Origin of the sequence: Gilliamella sp. wkB72 (assembly GCF_001693745.1) — a bacterium.
Classification (GTDB): Bacteria; Pseudomonadota; Gammaproteobacteria; order Enterobacterales; family Orbaceae; genus Gilliamella; species Gilliamella apicola_E.
Map to the genome: position 1 here is coordinate 195,793 of NZ_LZEI01000006.1, position 12,030 is coordinate 207,822.

10 protein-coding genes are annotated in these 12,030 nt (G+C 34.6%); 7 read left to right on the plus strand and 3 right to left on the minus strand.

Annotated elements, in window-relative coordinates:
• Positions 1–37: 37 nt before the first annotated feature.
• Positions 38–2,335, plus strand: a complete 2,298-nt coding sequence (pbpC, locus tag A9G07_RS02240) for a penicillin-binding protein 1C (RefSeq protein WP_065733852.1) — start codon at positions 38–40, stop codon at positions 2,333–2,335.
• A 280-nt stretch (positions 2,336–2,615) separates the two neighbouring features.
• Here pbpC and A9G07_RS02245 read toward each other — a convergent pair whose 3' ends face one another.
• Genes A9G07_RS02245 through dtnK form a run of 3 tightly spaced genes read right to left on the minus strand, consistent with a single transcriptional unit; the run spans position 2,616 to position 5,671 of the window.
• Positions 2,616–3,377, minus strand: a complete 762-nt coding sequence (locus A9G07_RS02245; protein ID WP_141677452.1) for a DeoR/GlpR family DNA-binding transcription regulator — start codon at positions 3,375–3,377, stop codon at positions 2,616–2,618.
• A gap of 23 nt (positions 3,378–3,400) precedes the next feature.
• Positions 3,401–4,384: a 4-hydroxythreonine-4-phosphate dehydrogenase PdxA gene (pdxA, locus tag A9G07_RS02250; protein WP_065733853.1), complete on the minus strand. Its 984-nt coding sequence runs from the start codon at positions 4,382–4,384 to the stop codon at positions 3,401–3,403.
• 12 nt (positions 4,385–4,396) lie between these two features.
• The gene (dtnK, locus tag A9G07_RS02255; RefSeq protein WP_065733854.1) at positions 4,397–5,671 is read right to left on the minus strand and encodes a D-threonate kinase; all 1,275 of its coding nucleotides are present in this window, start codon (positions 5,669–5,671) and stop codon (positions 4,397–4,399) included.
• Between the two features lie 227 nt (positions 5,672–5,898).
• On the opposite strand from dtnK, the gene A9G07_RS02260 reads away from it, so the two are divergent.
• The 6 genes from A9G07_RS02260 to A9G07_RS02285 all read left to right on the plus strand — a co-directional run bounded on the left by A9G07_RS02260 (position 5,899) and on the right by A9G07_RS02285 (position 12,029).
• Complete coding sequence (locus A9G07_RS02260) at positions 5,899–7,035, plus strand: iron-containing alcohol dehydrogenase (protein ID WP_065733855.1); 1,137 nt, start codon at positions 5,899–5,901, stop codon at positions 7,033–7,035.
• A 29-nt stretch (positions 7,036–7,064) separates the two neighbouring features.
• On the plus strand, positions 7,065–7,943 hold the full coding sequence (locus A9G07_RS02265; protein ID WP_065733856.1) for a dihydrodipicolinate synthase family protein: 879 nt from the start codon (positions 7,065–7,067) through the stop codon (positions 7,941–7,943).
• Positions 7,944–8,028: 85 nt separating this feature from the next.
• Positions 8,029–8,979: a phosphoglycerate dehydrogenase gene (locus A9G07_RS02270; protein WP_065733857.1), complete on the plus strand. Its 951-nt coding sequence runs from the start codon at positions 8,029–8,031 to the stop codon at positions 8,977–8,979.
• A 34-nt stretch (positions 8,980–9,013) separates the two neighbouring features.
• Entirely contained in the window at positions 9,014–10,294 is a 1,281-nt protein-coding gene (locus tag A9G07_RS02275; protein ID WP_065733858.1) for an MFS transporter, read from the plus strand.
• Positions 10,295–10,478: 184 nt separating this feature from the next.
• The gene (locus tag A9G07_RS02280) at positions 10,479–11,306 is read left to right on the plus strand and encodes an ABC transporter substrate-binding protein (RefSeq protein WP_065733859.1); all 828 of its coding nucleotides are present in this window, start codon (positions 10,479–10,481) and stop codon (positions 11,304–11,306) included.
• Positions 11,307–11,309: 3 nt separating this feature from the next.
• Positions 11,310–12,029 (plus strand): amino acid ABC transporter permease, encoded by a 720-nt coding sequence (locus A9G07_RS02285; RefSeq protein WP_065733860.1) that lies wholly within the window; start codon positions 11,310–11,312, stop codon positions 12,027–12,029.
• Position 12,030 lies beyond the last annotated feature (1 nt).

A 12,030-nucleotide genomic window follows, 5' to 3' on the forward strand; every position in this document is an offset into this window, starting at 1 on the left:
TTATAAATACATTTGGCTGGGTCACATAATAAAGATAATGAAAAAATGCTTTTATAAAATATTTAAATTTTTTTTGATATTATTAGTTTTATTGAGCAGTAGTTTTTTTATTGCTGACTCTCTTTTTCCTTTATCTATTTCACAAAATAAAACTACACAAACCGTTGTTGCAGAAGATGAAACGCCATTATGGCGATTTGCTGATCAAAATGGTGTTTGGCGTTATTCAGTCAGTCTTGATGAAGTGCCAGACTATTATCTTGAAGTTTTATTAAATTATGAAGATCGCTATTTTTATGAACATATAGGTATTAATCCGATTTCTTTATTTCGTGCAGCTTGGCAAAATATATCAAATGATAAAATCGTTTCCGGTGGTAGTACTATATCTATGCAAGTGGCAAGATTATTATATCCACACGATCGAACGCTAACGGGTAAGCTAAAACAGATCTTTAGAACCCTCCAGCTTGAATTACATTATAGTAAAGATGAAATCTTAACTTTATATATTAACCACGCACCCTATGGTGGCACAATAGAAGGTATTGGGGCGGCAAGTTGGTCTTATTTTGGTAAACAGCCCAAAGAGTTAACAAGAAGTGAGGCAGTATTATTAGCAGTGTTGCCTCAAGCCCCAAGTCGATTACGACCCGACCGATTTCCTGAAAGAGCCAAACAAGCTCGTGATAAAGTATTAGACCGATTGGCAGAATATAAAGTATGGTCAAATGATTTAATCGAAACCGTTCGACGCGATGAGGTTTGGGTATATCCACGAAAAGCACCACAAGTGGCTCCCTTACTGGCTTATCGTTTAAAAAATAAATACCCTAATGAGGATATTATTCATTCCACTATTGATGTTTCAATTCAATATAATTTAGAAGATTTAGCCATCAATCGTGTGAAACAACTACCGCCTAAAACATCATTGGCTATTTTAGTAGTCGATCATACTGATATGACAGTAAAAGGCTATGTCGGTTCAGCTGATTTTAATGACAATGAACGCTTTGGCCAAGTTGATATGATTAGTGCCTTACGTTCTCCTGGCTCTACACTAAAACCTTTTATTTATGCTCTTGCTCTTGATGACGGTATGATTCATTCTGAATCGCTATTACAAGATGTTCCTCGTATTACTACCGATTATCGTCCAACCAATTTCGATGATGGTTTCTATGGGCCGGTTAGTGTATCTGACGCATTAAGTAAATCATTAAATTTACCAGCGGTTCAATTAATTGAGTTATATGGCCCAAAACGATTTGCAGGTAAATTGGCTGGTATTGGGTTACCTTTATCTTCGATAGGCAACGAGCCTAATATCTCCTATATATTAGGTGGTGCTTCATTAAGGATGGATAATCTTGTTAGTGCATATAGTGCATTTGCTAGGCATGGCGAAGTGAGTCCATTGCGCTTTACTCAAAAAGAGCCATTGATTAATAAACCCTTTATTTCAGATGGTAGTGCTTGGATAACAAGACAAATGTTAATTAATAGTAATCTATTAGCTTATAAAACAGGAACCAGTTATGGCTATCGGGATGCTTGGGCAGTTGGTATCAATCCAAGATATTTAATTGGCGTTTGGGTAGGGCGTCCTGATGGCACTCCCGTTGTTGGGCAATATGGTTCAATGTCTGCCATGCCAATTTTACAACATGTTAATTCAATTTTATTAAATAGAGAAAATCGTTTAAATCGTCCACTTACTACTTATGAAAAACCAGCATCAGTATCTTCTACGAAAATTTGTTGGCCATTAGGGCAACCTCTTCCGGAATCTGATGTAAATTGTCACCGTCAAAAGACCGCATGGGTTTTAAATAATATGACACCGCCAACACTAAGTACCTATGGTGAACTAAAAAATAATATCTATCGTTCTGGGTGGATAACGATTTGGGTAAATGAACGAGGTGAACGTGTTGCTGCTGATTGTCCCGGAGCACAAAAAAAACAACTTGCCCTATGGCCAGTATCATTAGAAAACTTTTTGTTAACAAAAGAGAAAAGGCGGACTCTATTACCACCAATTGATAAAAGTTGCCCTGTAATGGGACAAGATGTTTTTGCTTCACTCAATATCGTAGGTTTACGTGATAAACAATTGATTAGAGCATTACCAGGAAGTCATCAAGTCACAGTTGATTTAACTCCAGAGGGTGGATATGGGGAAAAATGGTGGTTTTTAGATGGAAACTTAGTTGCTAATTCTAAAGATAATGAAAAAGTGGCCTTAACTATTGCTAAAAAAGGTGTTCATCGTTTGCTATTATTAGATGAAAGCGGACAAATATTTCGATTAAAGTTTATGTCAGATTAATTAAGTAACAAACTCAGTGGTTAATTTATTGCCCATTAAATATGTAATGGATTGCTATCTGAGGTTTATTTTAATCGGGATTAACAGAAATATCTAACGTGGCAGAAACTATTAGCATTTATACAATATGTCACGGTTCAAAGTGCTTGTAAGATAAATTTAACAATAGTTAGATAATCAATGCCGACGAAAATATAGTGATCAGTGGGATAATTTTTTCAATAAAGCTAATACTACAAATAAAGTCAGTCCATTGGTGATCTCTTATTAGTGGAATATATTATTTGGCAATATGTAATTTAAACGTTTGATTTTGAAGAGCTTGTACGGATTCTGTATCAAGATGATTATCAGTAATAATGTCAGTAAAGCGGTTTAGAGGTATAGACGTAAATAAAGAATAAGTATTATATTTACTACTATCTGCAACAAGAACAACTTTATCTGCCTTCTCGGCAAAGCTAGATTTTATTAATGCTTTATCTTCAGTTGGTGCTGTTACACCTTTACTTAAGCTCCAAGAGTTACAACTAACAAAGGATATGTCAGGATTAATTTGTAAAAGCAAAGAGCGACCATGTTCACCGATGCAAGATTGGCTACTGTCATCAATTTTCCCACCAATTATTGTGACTTCAATTTGTTTAAATTCAGACAAAAATAGCGCGATATGTAAGTCAGATGTAATGACCCTAACTGGCATTTGCGTAATTCTTTTTGCTATTTCTAATGTCGTAGTACCAGCATCAAGAGCGATTGAGTCACCAGGTTTTATTAGCTTTGCAGCTACATCTGCTATAAGTTGTTTTTCATTAAAATTTTTGTGAATTTTTTCGAAAGTAGTGGGTTGATTTGGAATAAAACGGTTTAGTGTCACGCCTCCATGTGTTCGACTAATGACACCTTGCTGATCTAATTTGATTAAGTCACGACGAATAGTCGCTGGAGAGGCTTCAGTAGCAATAACTAAATCTTCGACTGTCACTAGATTATGAATTTTTAAATAGTCCATGATTTGATCTAGTCGATTGTATTTTCCCACTGAAAACTCCTCTTTTATTTTACTTAATTAGATAACAGTTCCGCTAATCGGATTGATTCTATCATACTATCTGGTTTTGCGACACCTTGCCAAGCAATATCATAGGCGGTTCCGTGGTCAGCGGATGTGCGAATGAAAGGTAAACCAGCTGCAATATTTACACCATCATAAAATCCTAATAACTTAAGTGGAATATGACCTTGATCGTGATACATAGCCACGACTATATCAAATTTGCCTTGGTGTGCTTGTAAAAATACAGTATCTGGTGCACATGGTCCAATGGCGTCAATTCCGTATTGGCGCATTTTTTCGATAGCGGGAGTAACAATTTTAATCTCTTCATCACCAAACAAACCATGTTCACCAGCATGAGGATTAACGCCTGCAACGGCAATTCTAGGGTGCTTAATCCCAATTTTTTTAAGGAAATTATCAGCAATTTTAATTACTTTTTCAATGCGTTCACTGTTTAAGGTATCTAAGAATTTACGTAATGAGACATGGGTTGTGACATGGATGACTTTAAGTGAATCGGTATAAAGCACCATTGCTACATCTTTGCTATCAGTTAATTTTGCTAATAATTCGGTATGACCTGGATACATATGCCCAGCAGAATGTAAGGCTTCTTTATTTAATGGTGCGGTGGCAATAGCTGAAACTTCGCCGCTTAAAGCAAGCTCAGTCGCCTTTTTCACACATCGGTAAGCCAAATCACCAGCTTGCGGTTGAATCATACCAGGTTTTAGAGAATCAATATCATCTAACTTTATATCAATGACATTAATAATATTAGGTTGAAAAATAGCATTACTAACTTGTTCAATCACATTAATTGAAACATTAGTAAATAACCCCATTTTTAATTGCTTTTTCAGAACTTCAGCAGAACCAACTACAACAGAATGTATATTTTTAAGTGCTTCTGATTGTAGAGCTTTTACAATAATTTCTGGTCCAATACCTGCTGGATCCCCCATTGTTATCGCTACGATTTTTGACATCGTATTTCTCCTTTAAATAAATTCTAATGTTTTTAAAAAAATATCATTTGAACCAAAGCCTCCAGCTTTGGTAAATACACGATATTTTATAGGTTTGTTACTTATTAATTGACCATAAGGTACACCAGGACTTACTTGTCCTTCAATTCTAAACCCTATAGCCCCTAAAGACTTGGCTATAGCTATCGCTACATCTCCACCAGTCAAAAATAGATTTTTAAACTGTAGCCGATTGACTAATTGACCTAAAGATTGACAGATATGTTCACCAAGTTGTTCTCGAGTTAAGTTATATTCCTTACAATAATCTTCAACTTTATAACGATCGTCTATATTAGAACTTGTTCTGACTATGCAATGTTTTTGATAATCTAGTTGTGATTGAATCTTTTTTGTTAATTGGGTTAATGTAAATAATGATATATGTGGTAATAACTCTGTAATATTTATATCAAAAATTACCCAATTATCTTTCTGATTAACCGTATAATTTATTTGTTGTTGTGTCTTTTCACTCATTGAACCCGCTATGACTAATAATGGATGAGTACTTATCCTGGGGTTAGTTGTATTTTTTTCTTGATGAATTATTGGTAAAAAATCAATCAAACCAGCTGATCCAACTAGTAATAATTTCTCTTGTAATGGTAAGATTTGTTCAACTATACATTGCAAATCATCGTTTGTTTTAGCATCAACAACAATCATTTTTTTACCATTATTGATAGCATTTTCAATATGTTCTTTTAACTTATAATTTCTTACTTGATCTAAATTGACCTCTACACATGAATAGTTTGTTTGTTGTTCAATACAATCTTTTATATTTGATGAGTAAACAGGCGTTTTAGGGTCACTAGCAAATTCAGTATTAATTAATTCAATTCCATTTATGTAACAATTTCCATTTATTGTCGTACGATTCATATTGGGATATGCAGGAACAACCAATGCAACTTTATTTTTAAAATTATCCAATAGCGTGGCTATTTCAGTACCAATATTTCCTCGTAAAGTAGAATCAATTTTCTTATAAATTTGCTTAACGTCAGGATTATTAATAATAACTTTTTGTATTCTTCTTTGAGCTTCTTTATCTGTAACGGCGCGACTTTCAGTATTCACGACTATAACATTATTATTTTTACTTTCTTGAAAACTATGTTTTTCTGATAAGTTGGCTTCTTCCCAATCGAAAATTACATCAACTACCAATCCTTTATTTACTAATTGTACTCCAGCGTCATTAGAACCCGTGAAATCATCAGCAATAATCAACTTAATCATAAAGAACTCTTAATTATAAATAACTCCATTTTTCTGATTATACATATTCTTTATTAAAAAGGGTAATCATTATGATTAAAATAAATCAAAAATTACATACTGTGATCTTGATCATAGTTTTTTATATTCAATTTGATCAAAATGCAAACGTAAATTAATATTTGGTGATTAAATAAAATCAATATGATTTTTAATTATCATTACCGAGGCATTTGTTGGAGATGATTATGCACATAAATAGCACCATTCTTAGTGGAAAAGGAATTTTAAAAGATCTTCATTTTTTATTGAAAGATCGTGAACATGTTCTTTTTATAACAGATAAAAATATCATTAATTTATCTGTAACAAGAGAACTCATCAAAAAAGTACAAGAAAATACCACTTTAGTAACCTTAGTTGATGATATCCCTCCAGAACCAAGCCATCAAGATGTAACTAACTTGCTAAATAAAATGAAGGTATCTAATGCGGATCTTGTAATAGGTGTAGGTGGTGGAAGTGTACTTGATGTAGCTAAATTGATTTCTGTTTTATGCGTTAAAGATTCCAATATTACTCTTGAACAATTATTAGATGGGCAAAAACCAATTAAGCGGTGTACTTCTGTATTGATACCGACTACAGCCGGTACAGGATCAGAAGCAACACCAAATGCGATTCTAGCTATACCTGAAAAAATGACCAAGCAAGGTATTATTTCTCCCGTAATGTTACCTGATTATGTTTGTTTAGCACCTGAATTAACAACGTCAATGCCAAAGCATATTGCTGCTTCAACAGGTATAGATGCATTATGCCACTTAATAGAGTGTTTTACAGCCAGTATCTCTAATTCGGTTGGTGATAATTATGCTTTGATAGGTATGGAAAAGCTATTCAATTCACTCGAAAAATCAGTTGATGATAACACTGATATAGAAGCAAAATTGAATATGCTTTGGGCTTCTTACTGTGGTGGCGCAGCTATTGCTCATGCTGGTACTCATTTAGTTCATGCAATGTCTTATCCACTTGGTGGTAAATACCATATCCCTCATGGAGTTGCTAATGCAATTTTACTTGTTCCTTGTATGGAATTTATTCGTGATGCAGTCGTAGATAAATTTGCTCAAACTTATGATCTTTTACCTGATGCTGTTCTAACTTTAACCGCAGAAGAAAAATCGCATGCTTTAGTTAACTACTTTAGAGAATTAGTAAAACGCTTAGCATTACCTAGTAAATTACAAGAACTCAATATCTCACCAGATCATTTACCTTATCTTGTTGATGCTGCACTAGATGTAAAACGATTAATTAATAACGTCCCTAAGAAAGTCACTAAAGAAGATGTGCTTTCTATTTATAAATCTCTTTTTTAGAAAAAATTTAGCTTACAGGAGTATACATAATGAGTAAAAAAATTGAAGGAATTTTAACCGCTATTGTTACCACCTTTGATGATAAAGGTGATTTTTGTCCAAAACGTATGCGCAAACAAGTTCAACGGCAATTAAGTAATGGTAACAGTGTTTTTTGTAACGGTACTAATGGTGAATTTTTTGTATTAAGTACAGTAGAAAAAATTAAAGTGACTGAAGTATGCGTTGACGAAGTAGCAGGGCGATCACCTGTTATGGCTCATATTGGTGAAATATCAACTCGTGAGACAATTAAACTTGGAAAAGAAATTGAAAAGTTAGGTGTTGATGCAGTATCGGTTATTGCACCATATTTTATTCCGCTAAAACAAGAAGAGTTAATCTATCACTATACTGCTATTGCTGATGCACTTACTGTTCCAGTCTTTTTATACAATATTCCTGCCAGAACCGGTAACACAATTCAACCTGAAACTGCTGCCAAACTAGCTGAACATCCCAATATTTTAGGTATTAAAGATAGTGCAGGTAGTGCAGAAAGCTTACAAGCTTTTCTTGATGTAGCTAACAACATAGATGGATTTGATGTATTAACAGGGCCAGATTCGCTCATTTATCAAGGTTTTGTTGGTGGGGCTGTTGGATCTATTTCAGGACTCGCAAATGTAGCTCCGGGTTATATCAATGCCATTTGGAGAAATTTTAAAGAGGGTGATTTAGCTAAGTCTAAAGCTGCTCAAGATGCCGTTGGGGATTTAAGAAAAAATTTGTATGCAACAGTATTTTCACCAGCAGCTGTGAAGAAAGCATTAACTTTAATGGGCGAAGATGTTGGTGTAAGTCGTTATCCAATTTTGTTCATGGATGAACATATTGCGACCATAAAAGATATTGTTTCCAAGTTGTAATTTTCCATAGATAAAAGGCGGTGATTTATTTATGTAATTACTGCTTTTTATTATCAATATGAAGTAACAAAAAAGGATATTTAGTATGAAAGTTATTTCTACATCCCCTTCGTTTGCAAAATATGATGCAACACCAATTGAAGATCTTAAGAAAAATGGATTTGAATATATCTCTTTTCCTGCCGATGTTTCGTTAGATGAACTAAAACCTCATCTGCAAGATACCGTCGCGATGATTGTAGCATTCACCCAAGTGGATGAACAGTTGTTGAAGTTAGCCCCTAATTTAAAGATTGTTTGTAAGCATGGTGTAGGTGTTGACAACATTGACCTAAAAGCCACTAAAGAAAGAAATATCTGGGCAGTTAATGTACCAAATGCTAATAAACATGCTGTTGCTGATTTTGCCTTCACGCTTTTATTAGGCATTGCACGTCAATTACCGCAAGCAGCAAGAAAAACAGCAATAGGTGAGTGGCCAAGAATTTTTGCTACCGATGCCTATGGCAAAACACTGGGTATTTTAGGTTTGGGCAATATTGGTAGGGAGGTAGCGTTAAGAGCAAAGGGATTTAATATGAATGTATTGGCCTATGATCTTTATCCTAATGAAGATTTTGCCAAAGAACATAACATTCAATATGTCACTTTAGATGAACTGACCCAACAAAGTGATTTTATATCAATTCATATGCCACTAATAGAATCGACCAACAATTTGTTCGATCTTGAACGGATTAGAAAGATGAAAAAAAGTGCGTTTTTACTAAATCTTTCTCGTGGAGGTATTGTTAATGAAATTGATCTTTACACGGCGCTATCTGAAAACATCATTGCCGGTGCGGCTTCAGATGTTTTTGTTCAAGAGCCTTTAACTAGTCATCCATTATTTTCACTAGATAATTTTATTGGAACTGCTCACATAGCAGGCTATACCGATGGTGCTGTAAGTGCTATAGGGGAAAGTTGTGTCAAAAATATCATTAACACTATTATTCATGGGCAGAAACCTATCAATGTAGTGAATGATCTATAACGTTGTAATTAATAGTCATAGATTGAGGTTTAATATGGATTTAATACCACAAAAAAAATCGAATGTTCGTTGGATTATTGCTGGATTAATGTGGGCTGCAATCGCGGTTAATTATTTAGATCGTGCAATTATTGCAGCAGCTAGTCCTCATTTAATTAAAGAATTTAGCTTAACAGCAAGCGAAATGGGATGGATTATGTCAGCCTTCTTTTGGACTTATGCTCTTTTGCAAATTCCAGCGGGTTGGTTAGCTGATAAAATTGGACAAAAAACAACATTAGGCTGGGCTGTAGGTTGGTGGTCAGCTGCAACTATGTGTATGGGCATTGCCACAGGATTTAAGTCTTTACTGCTTATGCGATTTATATTAGGTGCGGGCGAAGCAGCTGCTTATCCAAGTAATGCGGGAATAGCTTCACGCTGGTTCCCTGATAAAGAGCGCTCATTTGTTTCAGCACTTTTTGATAGTGCTTCCAAATTTGGTGGTGCAGTAGCCATGCCGTTAATTGTCTGGTTAATGTATTTGTTTGATTGGAGAATTACTTTTGCTATTTTTGGTAGTATCGGCATTATTTGGGTTATCTTTTGGATGATTTTCTATTCCGATTCTCCCGAAAAACATCGCATGATTAATAAAGCAGAAATTACATATATTCGTGAAGGACAAACTCAAAAACATGGCATAGATAAAGGAGCTGCAATGAAGTGGTATCAGCTACTTCGTTATAAGCCTATTTGGGCTATGTGCTTAGGTTTTTTTACCATTAACTATACTTCTTATTTCTTTATTACTTGGTTACCTACTTATTTAGTCCAAGAGAAAGGTATGGGATTAATCAAAATGGGCTTTGTTGCAACATTACCATTACTTTGTGGTATGGTTGCAGAAATGACAGCAGGTTGGATTTCAGATCGTATGCATAGTAGTAAGAGGTTTTCATTAACTTTTACTCGTAAGTTAATATTGTTAATTGGTATGAGTATGGCATTATGTGTTGGATTTGCACCATTAACCGACTCGATTGTACTAACGGTTATATTATTGTGCATTGCTCGTTCTGGTACTGCGGTTGCTGCATCTCAGGTGTGGTCTTTGCCAGGAGATGTAGCACCTAAAAACATGGTATCAACTGTTGCCGGCTTACAAAATACTATTTCAAATTTTGGTGGCGCGTTTGGTCCTATCATTACTGGCGCATTAGTTGCAGCTACGGGTTCATTTACATGGGCATTAATATTCTCTGCTAGCTTGTTGGTGCTTGGAATGCTTAACTATCTATTTTTACTAGGTAAAGTAAAACCGATTGAAACCTAATCACACTAGATAATTCATTTTAAAGCTTAAATGCATGTCAGAAGTTTATGACGTGCATTTTTTATTTTAAGCTATCCTATATAATCTTAAGTTATAAGCATGTGAGTTTTTATTATTTAGTTAACCACTCCGTTGTTGATAGACTAAATGCATAATACATTAATCGTTTATTAAGAGAGTCGATATGAAATTTTTAACTAAATCATTAACAGCTGCAGCATTATTTACGGTCTTGTTAGGTATCAATTCAGCCTACGCCGATCGTTTGGATGATATTGAAAAACGAGGGGAGATCAAGATTGCTGTTTTTGATAGTAATCCTCCGTTTGGATTTATTGATGAAAAAACTAATAAAATTGCTGGGCTTGATGTTGATTATGCCAATGAAATTGCTAAAGCATTGAATGTAAAAGTCGAACTAGTTCCAACTAATCCGGCCAACCGTATTCCTTTACTAACCTCACAAAAAGCAGATCTGATTGTTGCAAACTTTACGGTTACTGATGAACGAGCTAAAACAGTCGATTTTAGTTTGCCTTATTTTGCTACTGGCCAGAAGTTTGTAGCTAAAAAAGGATTCCTAAAAACAGCAGATGATCTTAAAAATCTTCGTATAGGTGCCGATAAAGGTACAGTGATGGAAATTACTCTACGTGAGAAGTACCCAACTGCTAAAGTAATCTCATATGATGATACACCTTTTGCTTTTGCAGCATTACGCAATGGTGTTGTACAAGCTATTACTCAAGATGACGCAAAGTTAATTGGTTTACTTGCTAATGTTCCAGAAGAACAACGAACTGCTTTTGAAATATCTCCATTTAGTATAACTCAAGAATATCAAGCTGTAGGTATTCCAAAAGGGGAAACCCGCTTGAAAGAAAAAGTTGACCAAATATTATTAAAGCTTGAAAATGATGGTGAAGCGTTAACTATCTATAACCGTTGGTTTGGACCTGATACAAATTCAGCCATGCCTCGTGGTGATTTCAAAATAGGTAAAGGTCAATAAATAATGTATGAGCAATTACTGGAACCCCGTTATTTATGGTGGTTGTGGGATGGTTTTTTAGTCACTATCGCTATTTCAGTTTTAACAATCATTCTCTCTACAATATTTGGTTTTTTGCTAGTTATTGCTCAACAAAGTCATATCAAAATTATCAAAGGCGTTGTAATTAGTTATAACGCTATTTTTCGTTATTCTCCATTGTTACCGCAGCTTTTTTTCTGGTATTTTGGTATAGGTAATTTGTTACCAGTAGAATTTAAAATGTGGCTATTTGATGAACCGCAAATCCAGCTGTTTTTTTTCTCTTTAAAAATGCCTTCTTTTGAATTTATTATTGGTTTAATTGGATTAACATGTTACTCCAGCGCTTTTATTGCTGAAGAATTTCGAGCAGGAATTTTGGGAATAAGCAATGGTCAAGAACAAGCATCATTAGCTTTAGGTCTTACACGTTGGCAAAGTATGCGGTTTATTATTTTACCTCAAAGCATTCGTATCGCATTTCCTCCGTTAATTGGTCAATATATGAATATCATCAAAAATTCCTCTTTAACAATGGCTATTGGGGTGTTGGAACTATCTTATGTTTCACGTCAAGTTGAAACCGAATCGCTGAAAACATTTCAGGATTTTGCGATAGCAACATTTTTATATATTTTAGCCATTGTTATTGTTGGGACACTAGGCAATATTTATCAATCAAAGCGATTAAACAGGGTCTAAT